General features: G+C 28.5%; 19 protein-coding genes. 8 read left to right on the forward strand and 11 right to left on the reverse strand.

All coding sequences use genetic code 11. The features are described from left to right. Positions 1–2 precede the first annotated feature (2 nt). The 5 genes from SOI86_RS01525 to SOI86_RS01545 all read right to left on the reverse strand — a co-directional run bounded on the left by SOI86_RS01525 (position 3) and on the right by SOI86_RS01545 (position 3,054). Positions 3–470 (reverse strand): serine hydroxymethyltransferase, encoded by a 468-nt coding sequence (locus SOI86_RS01525; protein ID WP_320681864.1) that lies wholly within the window; start codon positions 468–470, stop codon positions 3–5. Positions 471–486: 16 nt separating this feature from the next. Beyond that, positions 487–1,773, reverse strand: coding sequence for a Y-family DNA polymerase (locus SOI86_RS01530; protein ID WP_320681865.1), 1,287 nt, complete (start codon positions 1,771–1,773; stop codon positions 487–489). After that, positions 1,770–2,186, reverse strand: a complete 417-nt coding sequence (locus tag SOI86_RS01535) for a translesion error-prone DNA polymerase V autoproteolytic subunit (protein ID WP_320681866.1) — start codon at positions 2,184–2,186, stop codon at positions 1,770–1,772. Before SOI86_RS01535 ends, SOI86_RS01530 begins: the two co-directional genes overlap by 4 nt. Positions 2,187–2,285: 99 nt before the next feature. Next, the gene (locus SOI86_RS01540) at positions 2,286–2,702 is read right to left on the reverse strand and encodes a 23S rRNA (pseudouridine(1915)-N(3))-methyltransferase RlmH (protein ID WP_320681867.1); all 417 of its coding nucleotides are present in this window, start codon (positions 2,700–2,702) and stop codon (positions 2,286–2,288) included. A gap of 19 nt (positions 2,703–2,721) precedes the next feature. Continuing rightward, positions 2,722–3,054, reverse strand: a complete 333-nt coding sequence (locus tag SOI86_RS01545; RefSeq protein WP_320681868.1) for a hypothetical protein — start codon at positions 3,052–3,054, stop codon at positions 2,722–2,724. 56 nt (positions 3,055–3,110) lie between these two features. Between SOI86_RS01545 and rsmA the strand changes: the two genes are divergently transcribed. From rsmA to secF, 6 genes are all read left to right on the forward strand, one after another. Continuing rightward, positions 3,111–3,935 (forward strand): 16S rRNA (adenine(1518)-N(6)/adenine(1519)-N(6))-dimethyltransferase RsmA, encoded by an 825-nt coding sequence (gene rsmA, locus SOI86_RS01550; RefSeq protein WP_320681869.1) that lies wholly within the window; start codon positions 3,111–3,113, stop codon positions 3,933–3,935. Positions 3,936–3,947: 12 nt separating this feature from the next. After that, entirely contained in the window at positions 3,948–4,883 is a 936-nt protein-coding gene (ispE, locus tag SOI86_RS01555) for a 4-(cytidine 5'-diphospho)-2-C-methyl-D-erythritol kinase (RefSeq protein WP_320681870.1), read from the forward strand. Between the two features lie 21 nt (positions 4,884–4,904). After that, positions 4,905–5,216, forward strand: a complete 312-nt coding sequence (locus tag SOI86_RS01560) for a DUF3082 domain-containing protein (protein WP_320681871.1) — start codon at positions 4,905–4,907, stop codon at positions 5,214–5,216. A gap of 178 nt (positions 5,217–5,394) precedes the next feature. Continuing rightward, positions 5,395–6,378: a pyruvate dehydrogenase complex E1 component subunit beta gene (locus SOI86_RS01565; RefSeq protein ID WP_320681872.1), complete on the forward strand. Its 984-nt coding sequence runs from the start codon at positions 5,395–5,397 to the stop codon at positions 6,376–6,378. A gap of 3 nt (positions 6,379–6,381) precedes the next feature. Beyond that, complete coding sequence (secD, locus tag SOI86_RS01570) at positions 6,382–7,860, forward strand: protein translocase subunit SecD (RefSeq protein ID WP_320681873.1); 1,479 nt, start codon at positions 6,382–6,384, stop codon at positions 7,858–7,860. 13 nt (positions 7,861–7,873) lie between these two features. After that, the gene (gene secF / locus SOI86_RS01575) at positions 7,874–8,791 is read left to right on the forward strand and encodes a protein translocase subunit SecF (RefSeq protein WP_320681874.1); all 918 of its coding nucleotides are present in this window, start codon (positions 7,874–7,876) and stop codon (positions 8,789–8,791) included. Between the two features lie 204 nt (positions 8,792–8,995). On the opposite strand, the gene SOI86_RS01580 is transcribed toward secF, so the two are convergent. The 3 genes from SOI86_RS01580 to mnmH are packed head-to-tail and all read right to left on the reverse strand — an operon-like array spanning position 8,996 to position 11,510. After that, positions 8,996–10,039, reverse strand: a complete 1,044-nt coding sequence (locus SOI86_RS01580; protein ID WP_320681875.1) for an AI-2E family transporter — start codon at positions 10,037–10,039, stop codon at positions 8,996–8,998. Positions 10,040–10,052: 13 nt separating this feature from the next. After that, positions 10,053–10,406, reverse strand: coding sequence for a photosystem II reaction center protein Psb28 (psb28, locus tag SOI86_RS01585; protein ID WP_320681876.1), 354 nt, complete (start codon positions 10,404–10,406; stop codon positions 10,053–10,055). 60 nt (positions 10,407–10,466) lie between these two features. Then, on the reverse strand, positions 10,467–11,510 hold the full coding sequence (gene mnmH / locus SOI86_RS01590; protein WP_320681877.1) for a tRNA 2-selenouridine(34) synthase MnmH: 1,044 nt from the start codon (positions 11,508–11,510) through the stop codon (positions 10,467–10,469). A 32-nt stretch (positions 11,511–11,542) separates the two neighbouring features. Between mnmH and SOI86_RS01595 the strand changes: the two genes are divergently transcribed. Further along, positions 11,543–12,259, forward strand: coding sequence for a GUN4 domain-containing protein (locus SOI86_RS01595; protein ID WP_320681878.1), 717 nt, complete (start codon positions 11,543–11,545; stop codon positions 12,257–12,259). A gap of 49 nt (positions 12,260–12,308) precedes the next feature. After that, positions 12,309–12,743 carry an ATP-binding protein gene (locus SOI86_RS01600; RefSeq protein ID WP_320681879.1) on the forward strand — a complete coding sequence of 145 codons (435 nt, stop codon included), beginning with the start codon at positions 12,309–12,311 and terminating at the stop codon, positions 12,741–12,743. Here the strand turns inward: SOI86_RS01600 and SOI86_RS01605 are convergent. The 3 genes from SOI86_RS01605 to glnA all read right to left on the reverse strand — a co-directional run bounded on the left by SOI86_RS01605 (position 12,722) and on the right by glnA (position 15,577). After that, complete coding sequence (locus SOI86_RS01605) at positions 12,722–12,985, reverse strand: DUF6439 family protein (protein ID WP_320681880.1); 264 nt, start codon at positions 12,983–12,985, stop codon at positions 12,722–12,724. The two genes, SOI86_RS01600 and SOI86_RS01605, sit on opposite strands and share 22 nt — an antisense overlap. A gap of 12 nt (positions 12,986–12,997) precedes the next feature. Continuing rightward, on the reverse strand, positions 12,998–14,053 hold the full coding sequence (locus SOI86_RS01610; protein WP_320681881.1) for a class I SAM-dependent methyltransferase: 1,056 nt from the start codon (positions 14,051–14,053) through the stop codon (positions 12,998–13,000). A 102-nt stretch (positions 14,054–14,155) separates the two neighbouring features. Then, entirely contained in the window at positions 14,156–15,577 is a 1,422-nt protein-coding gene (gene glnA / locus SOI86_RS01615; RefSeq protein ID WP_209108356.1) for a type I glutamate--ammonia ligase, read from the reverse strand. Positions 15,578–15,744 lie beyond the last annotated feature (167 nt).

Here is a 15,744-nt window from a genome sequence, read left to right on the forward strand (position 1 = left end):
ATTTATAGGCAGTATTCTTTAATCAAATTTTTTACTTTTTTGGGTTTGTCTTCAAGAACATAAGCTTCTACTTCTTTTGCATAAGTCCCAGAAAAATTGGAAGTAGAGAACTCAAGAGCTTTCCTCTTACTTTGATGTAATTTACTTTCTAGTTTTTTTATATCTCCTACTATTTTATTGTTATTACATTTTTGAATTGCATGAGTGGCTTCATGTCTTAATGCTTTTCTTATTGCCCTTTCTATTTTGTGGTTATCTTTGCTTGGTTGTTGCTTTATTTTTCTATAATTTGTTTTTCTTTTTGCATTTTCAGTACAAATTATTATCTTATTTTCTTCAAAATTATGTAATCCTTTAATCTTTTTATTTAATAAACACTCAACTTTATTTTCTTCAACTATGTAATTTGCTTTTATCAATAAGTCAAGAATCTCTTTATCTAATTTGCTTAGAAATATTATAAATTCCATTTTTTTTTTTTTTTTTTCACTTTACTATAGTTGGTATCTGATTGATATCGGTTGTAGATGAGCGACTTAAGAAATTCTTATTCATTGTCCAACTTTGTGGCTTTTTTGTAATCGCCCATGTAATTGCATTGTTATTAAATCTTTTATTTAATAAATCAATCGTTCTCATAAGATTTGCTGATTTTTTTAAGTCTTTCTGAGATTTGTAATTGATAACTGATTGCTGTAAATATTCGCTATTAGTTAAACCCTGCATTAAAACTCCAGCTTTTGAGAATTTATGTTCGGGATTATAAATTTCTTTAGATAATTCAACTACTATTTTTAAAATATTATTTGTGTCGTCTGTTGCATTTGTAAGTTTTCTATGAGCACTTCTTTGATAATTTTGATTTGAATATTTACTGGTTCTGGCAAATACTCTAATATCAGATGATTGCAAATGCAGACTTCTCATTTTTTCAGACGCTTTTATTGCGTGAGTCGCCAGTGCTTGGGTTAAGTCTTCTAATTTTGTGACAGGAGTACCAAAACTCCGGCTTACCTGAATTTCTTTTTTTGAGTTCTTGCTTTTTTCTATAGGCAAACATTTATGACCTTTCAGTTCTAATTGCAATCTTTTCCCAACGATGCCTAATTTCTTAATAATTTCATTTTCTTTCATATCTCTTAACTCTCTAGCATTTTTAATACCTTTACTTTTTAACCAATTAGAGGTTTGTTTTCCGACTCCCCATATCTCATCTACACTAATTCTTTTCAAATAATTATTCTCATTGCTGGTTCTAGCTAAATCAAATATTCCAGCTGAATAATCAATATTTTTAGCTAATTTATTAGCAATTTTTGCTCTTACTTTATTTTCTCCTATTCCTACTGTTATGGTAATCCCTAGATTCTGATATATTAATGATCTTATGCTTCTAGCCCAAGGATATAGATTTTTATCATTAGGTCTAGAAATTGAGACAAATGCTTCGTCAATAGAATAAATTTCTATCTGTTCACAGTAGCTTTTTAGTAAATTCATTAGCCTTCTGCTCATGTCGCCGTAAAGCACGTAGTTTGAGCTTAAGACTGCTACATTTAATTTGTTTAATCTTTCTTTCACCTTAAAATAAGGAGCTCCCATTTTGATTTTTAAAGCTCGCGCTTCAGGACTTCTTGCAATGATACATCCGTCATTATTAGATAAAATTACTACTGGTTTATTTCTTAAATGAGGATTAATATTTTGTTCACATGATGCGTAGAAATTATTGGCATCTATAAGAGCTATAGCATCAATACTTGAAATTTTCATAAATAGTTATGTATTGAATAAATAACAACTCCCCATATCTGTACATCAATATGGTTTTTAAACCTAAAATCAGGATAATTGTGATTTTCTGCTTTTAAATATAATTCATTATTTTTTATAGATAATCTTTTTATTGTAAATTCCCCGTCTATCATTGCAATGATAATATTCCCAGGCCTAGCTGTTAAACTCTTGTCTACTATTATTAAATCTTTATCTTTGATTCCTGCATTTATCATTGAGTCACCTTTAACTCTAAGAAAAAAAGTGCTAAATGGATTAGATATTAAATGTTCATTTAAATCAATATTTTCTTCTGTATAGTCATCTGCAGGAGAAGGAAATCCTGCTGATACCGAATCAGTTAATAAGGGGATCTTAAGCTTTTTAGTAGTTGAATCAAAGAAATCCAAGACTTAAATTAATAGTATATATGTACTATATAATGAAAATTCAAAAAATAGTTAGTTATTAAAATTTTATATATTAATTTTAGATTAAATCTAATTTTTTTAAGAACGATGGTAAGGGGAGTTGTTAGATATAGAAATAGCTCTATAGATTTGCTCGATTAGGAATAATCTAGCTAATTCATGGGGAAAAGTTAAAGGAGAAAGACTTAATATAAGATCTGATTTTTCTTTTATATCTGAACTAATTCCATCAGTATCGCCGATTAAGAAACCAATTTTTTTATTTTTAAAATTTAAGAATAAAGAACATAGTTCAACTGAATTAAACTGCTTCCCTTCTTCACTTAGGCAGATAATAATATTGTTATTGGATCTAATATTATTTAAATTAAAAGTCTTTAACTCATTAATGGTAAGTTCAGGCATTCTTTTTTTGTATTGATTAATTCCATCTCTAATCCAAAATTTCTTTATTTTGCCGACAGCATAAATTGTTAGTCTATTACTCTGAAGCATAAGTAAATATTAAAACCAATTATTCATCAAGAAGATAATTAAATTCATCATATAGTTCCTCTTCGGTTGTTAATTTCTTAGAAAAATTAGCTCTTCTAGAATTGATATTAGTTTGATTAAGCTCAATTTTTCTTAGTGAATTATTAACGTTAGAAGTCTCTTCTAAAGATTCTGAATTATCAATTAACGAATAAAAAATTTTATTGGGATCTTCTGAATTAAGTGGATTGGTGATTAAATTATCATTGTTAGGTATATTTGTGTAATTACTTATATTTTTACTTTCGTTATTTAAATTTTTATTTTTTTTAAATTTATTGAGTTTATCTAAATTTTTTTTTGATAAGCTCATGATATAAAGTATTAAATAAATTCATATTTAATTTAAACATATTATTTATCTTTTAGATGAATTCTAAAAACTATCATCAAAAAAAAAGATTCGGACAACATTGGTTGGTAAATAAAAAAATATTAGAAAAAATTAAAGAAATTGCTTTTCTTAATGAAAATGACTTTATTTTAGAAATTGGTCCAGGTAAAGGAGCTTTAACATCTAAGTTATTAGATTCAGAAATTAAAAAATTACATGCGATTGAATTAGATAAAGATTTAATAAATTTATTAAATGATAAATTCAATAATAATGATAAGTTTTCACTTCAGCAGGGAGATATTCTTTCTGTAAATTTAGATTCGATTAATAAGAAGATTACAAAAGTGATTGCAAATATTCCTTACAATATAACTGGCCCAATATTAGATATTTTCATAGGCCGATTGGGGATTATAAGAAACTATAGTTACGAAAAAATAATTTTTTTAATGCAGAAAGAAGTTGTAGATAGGATTTTGTCAAAAGAAGGTAGTCCCTATGCTGGTGCGCTTAGTATAAGAATGCAACTCTTATCAAAAATAAAAAAAATTTGCGATGTACCGCCTTCATCATTTAGTCCGCCTCCAAAAGTTTTTTCTTCTTTAGTAGTTTTCGAACCAATTAAAAATGATTTAAGATTAGATATAAGTTTAGAAAAATATATAGATAAACTTCTACGAATTTCATTTAATTCTAGAAGAAAAATGCTTAGAAATACTCTTAATTCAATACTGTCAAATGAAGAGATAAATGAATTATCTGAATCTTCAAAAGTTTGTTTTAATTTAAGACCACAAGATATTTCAATTGACCAATGGATTAAGCTTGCAGAAAATTGTATTAAAATTAAAAAATAAAAATTTAAGTATATGCAAGATTTAGCTAAAAAGAAAATTATTATAAAATCTCCTGCCAAAATAAATTTGCACCTTGAAATTATTGGTAAAAGAGAAGATGGATTCCATGAGTTAGCAATGATTATGCAAAATATTGATCTTTTTGATTATTTGGAATTTCAAATTAATAATGAAGGGTTAATTAAACTAGAATCTGATTGTAATGATTTAAGCTTATCTAGTGATAACTTAATTGTTAAATCGGCAAATCTTTTAAGGAAAAATTCAAATATAGATTTCGGTGCGAATATATTTTTAAGAAAAAATATTCCAATTGGTGCAGGATTAGCTGGTGGATCCAGTAATGCAGCGGCAACATTAATTGGTCTTAATAAGTTATGGGATTTGAACTTAGATCAAGAAACATTGTGTTCGTTAGCATCAACTTTAGGTTCTGATATACCCTTTTTTATAAAAGGTGGTATTCAATTATGTTTTGGAAGAGGCGAAATTTTGGAGAAATTAGATTCAAACTTTGAATATGGAGTAATTCTTTTAAAAAATCCAAATGTATCAGTATCTACTGCTGAAACTTATAAAAAATATAGTAATAGATTTTGTGATCAATATCTTACTAATATAGAAATGATTGAGAACATAAGAAAAAATTTAAGAGATAATGGTTTAAATAACTTAAATTTTGATAATCAACATTTAACTATCAAAAATGATTTGCAGTTAGTTGTTGAAAATGATAATGATTCTGTAAAGCAAGCTTTATATTTACTTTCTAATTTAGAGAATTGTCTGACATTTTCAATGAGCGGATCAGGCCCTACATGCTTTGCAATCTTTAAAGATGTAGAGACTGCTAAAAAAGAATTAACTGCAAATTATAAATTATTTAAAGATAAAGGTTACGATTCATGGGTTTGCTCTTTCCTTGAAAAGGGAATAACATTCATATAATTTTTTCTATAAACAAAAATTATGGTAGATAAAAATAAAAATGATGAGAATATTCAGAATAATAATATTCCAGAAAAAGGGCCTTTGAATTTTATTATTGGATCATTAACAAGTTTTTTATTATTTATATTTTTTTATTTCTTAAGTAATAAAATTGCAATTTATTTTTCTATACATAAACCATCTAATTCATCTGAAATAGTACAAAATATTTCTTCTAGTATTAATACCTTAATAATTGGATTATCTTTTTTACTAACTTTTTCTTTTGCTTTCATAGGCATTGGCCTTTTTATTGTATTTATTCGCAGTTTTTTTCTGAAGAAAAGTTGAATTAATAATATTATAAAAAAAATACTATTCTTAATGACTTTACATGACCTAGGTCTTTTAATTCTTTTGCTCTCACCAGGAATGATTTTGTCAATATTACTACTTATAACCTTTGCAGAAGGAGGATAAATTAACCTGAATGGTAAGATTATATATGTGATTAATTAGGAAATTAATTGTGGCTGGAACATTATTGTTTAATGCTTTGAGAGAGGCAATTGACGAAGAAATGGCAAATGATGTTAATGTTTGCGTTATGGGTGAAGATGTTGGTCAATACGGAGGTTCTTATAAAGTAACTAAGGATTTATATGAAAAATATGGCGAGTTTCGAGTATTAGATACTCCTATTGCCGAGAACAGTTTTACAGGTATGGCTGTAGGTGCTGCAATGACTGGCCTGAGACCAATAGTAGAAGGAATGAATATGGGTTTTCTTCTTTTAGCCTTTAACCAGATATCTAATAATATGGGAATGCTTAGATATACAAGTGGAGGTAATTATAAGATTCCGGCAGTAGTTCGCGGCCCAGGTGGAGTTGGTCGACAACTTGGAGCTGAACATAGTCAAAGACTTGAAGCCTATTTTCATGCAGTCCCTGGTATAAAAATTGTGGCTTGTAGTACTCCCACAAATGCTAAAGGTTTAATGAAAGCAGCGATAAGAGATGATAATCCAGTTTTGTTTTTTGAACATGTACTTCTATATAATTTGTCTGAGGAATTACCTGAGGAAGACTACACCTGTGCTTTAGATCAAGCTGACGTGGTAAAAGAAGGTAAAGATGTTACTTTATTAACTTATTCAAGAATGAGACATCATTGCCTTAAAGCTGTTGAAGAATTAGATAAAAAGGGAATAGATGTTGAGTTAATTGATTTGATAAGTTTAAAACCCTTTGATATGGATACCATTGCAAAATCAATAAGAAAAACAAATAAAGTAATTATTGTTGAAGAATGCATGAAAACAGGAGGTATAGGTGCAGAATTAATTGCTTTGATAACAGAAGAGTGTTTCGATGATCTAGATGCCAGACCAATTAGGTTATCAAGCCAGGATATACCAACTCCTTATAATGGAAATCTTGAGAATTTGACGATAATACAGCCACATCAAATAATTGAAAAAGTTGAACATTTAACAACCGGGAGTTTATAGTCAATGAAAAGAAGGCAGGGCTGGCTTTTTTTTATAATATTTCTACTTACATTATCAGTTTATTTATTAATAAATTACCCTTTAAATTTAGGCTTGGATTTACAAGGTGGTTCTCAACTTACACTTCAACTTGTTAAAGAGGAAGGTAAGGTAACCAAAGATGAACTTGAAGCAGTTAAGTCGGTTATTGATAGACGAGTTAACAATTTAGGTGTTTCCGAGTCCAATTTGCAAACCTTAGGTCGAGATCAATTGATTTTAGAATTACCTGGTGAGCAGAACCCATTAGCAGCTTCCAGGGTTTTAGGTAAGACTGCTTTACTAGAATTTAGAACCCAAAAAGTAGGAACATCAAGTGAATTAAGAAAATTACAACTTCAGAGATCCAATATTAAAGGTTTAATAGAAAAATATTCCTCTGTAGAAATAAATAAATATGGAGATAATTTCTTAGATAATATTCAGGATAGCCTTAAAGATATTGAGCAAGAATTAAATTACTCTGCCACGAGTGACGAATTATATGGAAAATTAATAGAGATAAAAAAGCATGTTGATAAATTAATTGCAAATCTATTTAACAAAACTGATTTATCTGGCAAGGATCTAATTAATGCAGGTAGGAGACAAGAACAAACAAATAATAACTGGGAAGTTTTAATAACTTTTAGTAGTGCAGGGGGGGATAAATTTGCAGAAATTACAAAGTCAATTGCTGGTACTAATCAACTACTAGCTATTATTCTTGATGGAGAATCTATAAGTGAAGCCAGTGTTGGAAGTCAGTTTGTCAATACTGGTATTACAGGTGGATCTGCCACAATAAGTGGTAATTTTAATGCCGAAAATGCTAGAGAATTAGAGGTTCAACTTAAAGGCGGTTCATTGCCATTGCCAATTGAAATAGTAGAGACAAACACCATTGGAGCTCTTCTAGGTTCTAATAATATTCTCAAAAGCTTTTATGCAGCAGTAAGTGGATTAATTTTTGTTGGGATATTTATGATTTTTAACTATAGAATTTTAGGTTTGGTTTCAGTTATTTCTCTAATACTCTATGGATTTTTTAACTTAGCTCTTTATTCTTTAATACCTGTAACTTTAACTTTACCTGGAATATCTGGCCTCATATTAAGTATTGGTATGGCTGTTGATGCAAATATTCTAATATTTGAGAGAATTCGAGAAGAATTATATAGTGGAAATACTCTTATTAGATCTATTGATAGTGGTTTTCAAAGAGCTAATTCTTCAATAGTTGATGGTCACATTACAACGCTTCTAAGTTGTTTTATATTATTTTTATTAGGAACAAATTTTGTTAAGGGTTTTGCTGCAACATTAGGTATTGGTGTAGTAATAAGCTTATTTACATCATTAAATTGTTCTAAAACAATTTTGAGATTTTTTACAACCTATCAATCATTAAGACAAAAAAATCTTTACCTTTCCAAGGAAAACTTTTCTGATAATAAAATTTAATTCTGATTATTCTATGAAATTATTCAACCTTGACCTAATAAAAAATAAAAGAAAAATAATATTTTTTTCTACATTTCTTTTATTGCTAAGCCTATTAGGAATTTTATATTCCACTTTTAATACTTCTTATAAGAAACCAATTAATCTAGGGATGGATTTTATTGGAGGAAATGAATTAAGAATTGAAAGAGTCTGTCCAAATGAATGTTCTTATATTTCTCCCGATTTAGTATTAGAAAATTTAAGAGAAAGCTCCAAAAATAAAAATCTATTTAATACTGTTAATTTACAATTCCAAAATAATAATAAACTAGTATCAATAAGAACACCCTACTTAAATATTGAAGAATCTAATAATCTAATTAATAATCTTGAAAATATTATTGGCCCTTTAAATTATGAGAGTAAAAATTCAAGATTGATAGGACCAAAGCTAGGAAAAAGATTGCTTACTAATTGTGCTACCTCATTAGTTGTCTCCTTATTTGCAATATCCTTATACATAACAATTAGATTTGATAGAAAATATGCATTATTTGCATTGTTAGCTTTATTCCATGATTTATTAATAGTTTTCGGAATTTTCTCTTGGTTAGGAATTATTTTATCTGTTGAGGTAAATAGTTTATTTGCAGTCTCTTTGTTAACTATTGCGGGTTATTCAGTAAATGATACTGTTGTAATTTTTGATAGGATACGTGAAAATTTAAGATCAACTAGTAAAGGGCATAATGAAATTATTCAATTATCGGTTAATGAATCATTTAGGAGAACGACTTTTACTAGTATTACTACCCTAATTCCTTTAATAACACTAATTTTGTTTGGTTCCTATTCACTTTTTTGGTTTTCTATTTCTCTATCATTAGGAATTATAATTGGAAGTTATTCAAGTATTTTATTGGCTCCATCTTTTTTGTTAAAAGATTAAGTTTAAGTTTACAATATTATGAAATTCAATTGCTATCTAATAGTTTTGCTTTCTTTAGTTTTAATTGATCTTTCTACTGAATTAAGAATATTATTTGATCATTTTACTTTTAATTCACTATATTTTGCTTTATCTAAACATCCCTTAGCTTTCTTTATAATGTTCTCTTATCCATATTTATATAAAAAATTAATTAAGTAATTTTTAAATATCTCTAATTGATTCTTTAATAAAAACTTGAATTATTACAGCTAGAGGAAGAGATAAAATCAACCCTAATGGACCAAAAAGAAAAGTAAATCCAAATTGAGATATTAATGTTAAACCAGGAAGTAAATTTGCTTTTTTCTTCATTATAGATGGCATTATTATATAGCTTTCAATATTTTGAATAATTACATATGCACCTAATACAGCCAGTGGTTTCCAAAAATTATCTAATAGAGCAATTGAAATTGGAAATATACCACTTATAACTGGACCTATATTTGGAATAATATTTAAAACCATAGCTATTAAAGCATTAGAAACAACATATTTGACATCTAATATCGATAAAATTATTAATGATAATAAACCTACTGATAATGAGCTTATGACCATAGAAAAGGTCCAGTTTGCTAATGCAATATTGCATTTGTCCAGAATATTTCTAAATTTATTGCGATAATTTTTAGGAATTAATAATAGTATATTTTCTTTATATTGTTTCGGTTCAATAGATATCATCAAACTAACTACTAATACGAAAATTAATTTTAAAAGACCTGAGCCCAGATTCCCAGCGATATTTATTAAGTTCTTAAAACTTTCTTGAATAGCTTTAGCAATAGTTGCAGCATCTGGAATAGTAACTACATTATTTACAAGATTAAATATGTCTATAACATTTTCTGATTCTTCACCATAAAAAAAGTTATTTAATTTGTTCAGATTTGTATTTATTAAAAAATTTATTTTAGATAAACCATTTGGAATATCAATTAATATTTCATTGAATTCTTTTATAAACGGAGGCAAAACAAGAATAAAAATAGTAAAAACTATTACTGATATAATCGTTAATACAAAAAACAAAGCAAAGGATCGTGGAATTTTAAACCTATTTTGTATTTGGTTACATAAATTACATACAATATTTGAAATTACTAAAGAGCAAATTATTAAAAGTAGGAAATCTCTTAAGGTCCATATTATAAAAGATGTGGCTAAAATTACTGCTAACTTGAAATATGATGAACTACTCAATTTAAATAATTTTCTACTTCTTCTCAGAATATCCTAATCCATTTGATTTAGCATAACTATTTGCAAATCTCATAAATCTTTCAAAGTCTGAAGTGTTCTTCCAAATATAAACTGCTTCTAAAAATATCGGTTCTCCATCGACAAACTTTACTTTAACTTCCCTCGTTATTATCTCGCCTTCTGCATCAATCATGCGCATACCTGTGATTTCACCCACAGTAATAGAAGATAATGCCTGAGGTTTCTCAAACAAAAATAATGCTTGTCCAGTCGTACCATCTTTACTCCTAGTAAGTCTTATTTCAGGAACTACTGGTTCATCAGTTCCTTCATAAAATTGTATCTTTGCAGTTTTATTTGCGGGCATGATTTTCAAATAGTAATGTTTTATCTTAGGAAATAATTTTCATTTTCGTTTACATGTATTTTATAAAACATTATTTATTATTTCTAAAATTTTATAATCATATTTTTTATCGGTTAAATCTAATAACTTTATATTTTCTTTGCCAACCTTTTCATATTCATAACATTTATCGTAATAATCCAAAACTGATTTGCAAACTAAGTCCCATTTTTCTTCTTTAATTGATTCTAGAGCTATTTTTGTTCTTTGAGGTCCTAACCTTTTTTTTATCCTTAGTACACATTCTATAAGTTCTTCTTGCTTAAATACACTATAAGTATTTATCAACTCATCTAACCTGTTTGATTCGCTCCTTAAAATCTCAATTCTAGGAGAACTTTTCATCTGATTGAAGAATTCATGAGGAATTTTGCATTTACCTATATTTGCACTTTCAGCTTCTACAAAAATTTTATTAATACTTTTAAAAGAATTTAATTTTTCTGCAATTTTATTTTCAAATTGTTCGTTGGAAGGTTGTTCTTTCATTCCTAAACCACCAAATGTGCTTCCTCTATGACATGCCAATCCTTCAAGATCTATAGTTTGTTTTTCATATTTCTCTAGTAATGATAATAATCTTGTCTTCCCAGTTCCTGTTTTTCCCCCAACAATTACAATATTCCACTTTTTTGAAAAACTATCTAGTGTCCATCTTCTATATGTCTTGTATCCTCCTTTGAGTGTAATTGTATTAAATTTATATTTTTCTAATAACCAAGCAATACTTTGTGAACGCATTCCCCCTCTAGAACAATATATTCTTACTTGTAAGTCATTATTATTTTTTTCAGTAATAATTTTATGAGATTCAATCTTCAAAAACAAATTGTCAAGAAATAATTCCATTTTCTTTTCAAAGAATTTTAATCCCTCTATTACAGCTTTTTCTCTACCTTCTTTTTTGAAAATTTTCCCAATTATTGACCTCTCATCATTATCAAATAGTGGAATATTAATAGAATTAGGCATATGTCCTTTATAATATTCACCTGGGCTCCTAACATCTATAAGAGGTCCGTTAAAACTTCTAAATTTCTCTAGTACTTTTCTTCTGAAATTCATGGATAGTTTTTAATTTAGGTAATTTATTTAAAATGACTAACAAAGAACAAGATAACTATAATGGTACATTAGATCTGATAACTAAATTTGCAGATTCTAATCAAAGAAAAAGAATAAATTTATTAACTAAAATCGAAGCTGAAGTTGAAAATATTTTTAAACTTGGGCCATCATTTTTTGAAATATTTGATAATGATGGAGATGATTGGGCCGCAGGCTGGTTATTGCAAGTTTTAAAAAAATATAAGCCTGAATTTTTTGAAAATAATAAATTCAATAGTTGGTTTAATACTTATTCAGATATTGGTATTAATTATGAAGAATTACAATTGATGTTATTAGATCAAAAATTTGAAGAAGCTGATAGATTAACAAGTTCATACTTACGAATTTTAGCCGGAAAATTAGCTGAAAAACGAGGATATGTTTTCTACAGTGAAGTTAAGAATATGTCAGATAAAGATCTACAAACTATTGATAGATTATGGACTATTTATTCTACTGGTAGATTTGGCTTCTCAATTCAAGCAAAGATTCTAAAATCAGTAGGGAAAAAATATGAATTATTGTGGCCTAAGATAGGTTGGAAAAAAGATGGATTATGGACAAGGTATCCTACTTCTTTTTGTTGGTCATTGGAGGCGCCTGATGGACATATGCCTTTAATAAATCAATTAAGGGGAGTAAGACTTATGGATTCGATCCTAAGACATCCTGCTATCGCTGAGAGACATAACAATATTCTTTGAAATTGAGGTATTTAATAAGTTAAAATTGAGTTAGTATCAAAATATTATTATGTCCTTATTTCAGGGCAAAAATATTTTAAAAATTTTTTTTAAGAGGCCAGGGATTTACTGGTCAAATTACGAATATGAATCGTCACTACAATTAAATGAATTTGTAGATCAATTATTAGAACCAATTAAAAAATCTCAATCAAGTTATCTTATTAAACTTGGCTTACATGAAGCTCTCGTTAACGCAGTAAAACATGGAAATAAATTAGATCCTACAAAAAGTATTAGAGTCAGAAGAATTATTACACCTAATTGGTGTGTTTGGCAGATTCAGGACCAAGGTAATGGTTTAGAAATAAAAAAAAGAAAATATAATTTACCCAAAAAAATAAATAGTTTAAATGGCCGTGGCTTATATATTATTAATGAATGTTTTGATGATATTAGATGGAGTAGTAAAGGTAATAGGCTTCAGTTGGCTTTAAAAAGATGATTTTTACTTGGACATGGTTGATCAACGTTAATTTCTTTTAACCATTTAATGCTTTCCTCCATGTACTCAATGGTTTCTTTTTCATTACATGAAATAATTAATTGGCATAAACCCGCTGAAATTAATTCTGCTGATCTTTTATATTTATTACCTTTATCTTTATGCCATTTTGTATGATCAATTTTCAATTTACCATTAAGACTTTGAACAAGTTTAATAGTATCTTTATCCCAATAGGTCATAGAAGTTTTGATTTACTTTACAGCAGACCATACTTTGGTCATGAAATAGGAATTTGATTTTACATTTTTAAACCCTACTTGTTCCATTCTTGAATTAATATCCTCCTTTATATAATCACAATAGAAAGGCTCATGAAAAGTTTTATAAAAATTTTCCATAACAGATGTGAAATCAGGAGAATCGCTTATTTGAATCGAATCGGCTAAAACTAATGTTCCTCCTGGCTCAAGAACTCTAAAAAATTCATTTAATACTTTAGCTCTAACTGTTCTTGGTAATTCATGAAATAAATAAACACAAGAAACGCATTGAAAACTATTATTTTCAAAAGGTAGTTCTTCGGCATTACCTTTTATTAATTCAATTAGATCACCATCTAATTCTGAAATGTATCTACTAGCTTCTTTTAGGTATGAATCAGATAAATCGATTCCTGTTATTTTTTCTTTAGGGAATGCTACTCTTAGTTGTTTTAATGTTCTTCCAGAACCAGTAGCTACATCAAGTATTTTTATACTACTTTTATTTCTATCACGAAAATTCTCTAGTCCTTCTTTTATTGGCTTGATTATTCTCCTTCTCATGGAGTCAGCACTTCCATTAAAAAGTATATCTACTTGTAAATCGTAAATACTAGCTGAAAAATCTGATAAATAACCATCTGTTTGATGATGAAAGTTTCTTAAGTAATATTGTGGATAATTATCTTTTTCAATCGATTCAGGCAGGTCATCAAAGTTTTGGTTTCTTCGTCTATTCCATATATTAGGCATATCTAGCCAAATTTTAGGATATTGACTCAAATATCTAAGCCATGGCTCATCAAACAATAATTTTTTTGGATATATATTTTTTTCTGCGTCATTCCAATCTTCCTCTCTTAATAGATCCATTGAATTTTGGATTTGTAATAAAAGGTTCTTATCTATATCAAAGTTCTCAAGATTAGAATCGGGAAGAATAAAGTTCATTATCCTTGAACTAATTTGCTTATGAGCAAATCCAGCAATGCTTTTACTCTGTTGAAGCGTTTTATATGCAATTTTTGAAATAGATTCCCTAGCCATTTTTAAATTTATATATATATATTCCAACAAAAAAAAAATCAATTTGAGAATATTTTGTGATAATTCTCAAATTGATTAATCTAAACTTATTGATTGATTTAATTATGCATCATAGTACATGAAGAATTCATGTGGATGAGGCCTCTGTCTTAATTGTTGTACCTCTTCGTATTTTATATCGATAAAGTTATCAATAAAATCTTCTGTAAATACTCCACCAGCCAATAGATAATCCTTATCTGCTTTGAGTGCATTAAGTGAATCATTAAGAGATGAAGGAACGGTATCAATTTTTGCAAGTTCATCTGCTGGAAGTTCGAATAAATCAACATCTACACCATCACCAGGATCTATTTGATTTTTAATTCCATCAATACCAGCAAGCATCATTACGGAGAAAGCTAAATATGGGTTGGCAAGTGCGTCACCTGATCTAAATTCTAATCTTTTAGCTTTTGGACTTGGACCAGTTAAAGGTATTCTGACAGCGGCAGATCTATTACCCTCTGAATAAACTAGATTAACAGGTGCTTCGAATCCTGGAACCAATCTTTTATAACTGTTTGTAGTTGGATTAGTAAATGCTAGGAATGAAGGTGCATGTTTAAGTATTCCTCCGATGTACCATCTAGCTGTTTGAGATAAATTTGCATAGGCACCTTCACCAAAGAATAATGGCTCTCCACTCTTCCACAAACTTTGGTGAACATGCATTCCAGTACCATTATCGTTAAATACAGGCTTAGGCATAAAGGTAGCTGTTTTGCCATACTTTTTAGCTACGTTTCTAACCACGTATTTATACGTCATAACGTTATCAGCAGCATTTATTAAAGAATCAAATTTCATTCCAAGCTCGTGTTGGCCGGCACCAGCAACTTCATGGTGATGTTTTTCTGTAGGGATACCTAATTCACCCATAAGAAGAAGCATCTCAGATCTGATATCTTGCGCAGTATCATTTGGAGCTACAGGAAAATATCCTTCTTTATACTGTATTTTGTATCCTAAGTTTCCACCTTCTTCTATTCTCCCAGTATTCCATGGAGCTTCAATAGTATCTACACTGTAAAAACAACCTCCTTCTTTAGAGTCATATCTAACATCATCAAATAAAAAGAATTCTGGCTCTGGTCCAAAAAATGCAGTATCTGCTATGCCAGTAGAGTCTAAATATTTTAATGCCTTTTGAGCTAAAGCTCTTGGACATCTATCATAAGGCTCCCCGCTTCTTGGCTCTTGAATAGAGCAAATCATACTAAGTGTTTTATGTTTATAAAAAGGATCGATCCATGCAGTACTTGCATCAGGCACCATTGACATATCAGATGCATTAATTGCTTTCCAACCTCTTATTGATGACCCATCAAAAGCTAAGCCTTCTGTAAAAGAGTCCTCTTCTATCATGTCTGATGTAAGTGTTAAATGTTGCCATTTTCCATGAATATCTGTGAATTTTAAATCGATGAGTTCAATTCCTTCGTCTTTAATTTGACTTAAAACATCTTGAGGTGACTTAGACATAATTTTTTAATACCTTATATGAAATTAATAACTTGATGATTCTTGTTATGTATCAACCGTAACTTTTTTTAAGACTAGATGACTTCTTTTAGTGTTTCAAGTCATAAGTTTAATAATTGTTTACCTAAATATTTAAATTGAATGAATTTCTTTAAATAAATCTCGCT

It is taken from the genome of Prochlorococcus sp. MIT 1314, from assembly GCF_034093315.1.
GTDB classification, from domain to species: Bacteria; Cyanobacteriota; Cyanobacteriia; order PCC-6307; family Cyanobiaceae; genus Prochlorococcus_A; species Prochlorococcus_A marinus_Y.

Coding starts and splice junctions, on each gene's coding strand:
- SOI86_RS01525 (WP_320681864.1), bottom strand. CDS start 470: ATGGAATTTATAATATTTCTAAGCAAATTAGATAAAGAGATTCTTGAC.
- SOI86_RS01530 (WP_320681865.1), bottom strand. CDS start 1,773: ATGAAAATTTCAAGTATTGATGCTATAGCTCTTATAGATGCCAATAAT.
- SOI86_RS01540 (WP_320681867.1), bottom strand. CDS start 2,702: ATGCTTCAGAGTAATAGACTAACAATTTATGCTGTCGGCAAAATAAAG.
- SOI86_RS01545 (WP_320681868.1), bottom strand. CDS start 3,054: ATGAGCTTATCAAAAAAAAATTTAGATAAACTCAATAAATTTAAAAAA.
- rsmA (WP_320681869.1), top strand. CDS start 3,111: ATGAATTCTAAAAACTATCATCAAAAAAAAAGATTCGGACAACATTGG.
- ispE (WP_320681870.1), top strand. CDS start 3,948: ATGCAAGATTTAGCTAAAAAGAAAATTATTATAAAATCTCCTGCCAAA.
- SOI86_RS01560 (WP_320681871.1), top strand. CDS start 4,905: ATGGTAGATAAAAATAAAAATGATGAGAATATTCAGAATAATAATATT.
- secD (WP_320681873.1), top strand. CDS start 6,382: ATGAAAAGAAGGCAGGGCTGGCTTTTTTTTATAATATTTCTACTTACA.
- secF (WP_320681874.1), top strand. CDS start 7,874: ATGAAATTATTCAACCTTGACCTAATAAAAAATAAAAGAAAAATAATA.
- psb28 (WP_320681876.1), bottom strand. CDS start 10,406: ATGCCCGCAAATAAAACTGCAAAGATACAATTTTATGAAGGAACTGAT.
- mnmH (WP_320681877.1), bottom strand. CDS start 11,510: ATGAATTTCAGAAGAAAAGTACTAGAGAAATTTAGAAGTTTTAACGGA.
- SOI86_RS01595 (WP_320681878.1), top strand. CDS start 11,543: ATGACTAACAAAGAACAAGATAACTATAATGGTACATTAGATCTGATA.
- SOI86_RS01600 (WP_320681879.1), top strand. CDS start 12,309: ATGTCCTTATTTCAGGGCAAAAATATTTTAAAAATTTTTTTTAAGAGG.
- SOI86_RS01605 (WP_320681880.1), bottom strand. CDS start 12,985: ATGACCTATTGGGATAAAGATACTATTAAACTTGTTCAAAGTCTTAAT.
- SOI86_RS01610 (WP_320681881.1), bottom strand. CDS start 14,053: ATGGCTAGGGAATCTATTTCAAAAATTGCATATAAAACGCTTCAACAG.
- glnA (WP_209108356.1), bottom strand. CDS start 15,577: ATGTCTAAGTCACCTCAAGATGTTTTAAGTCAAATTAAAGACGAAGGA.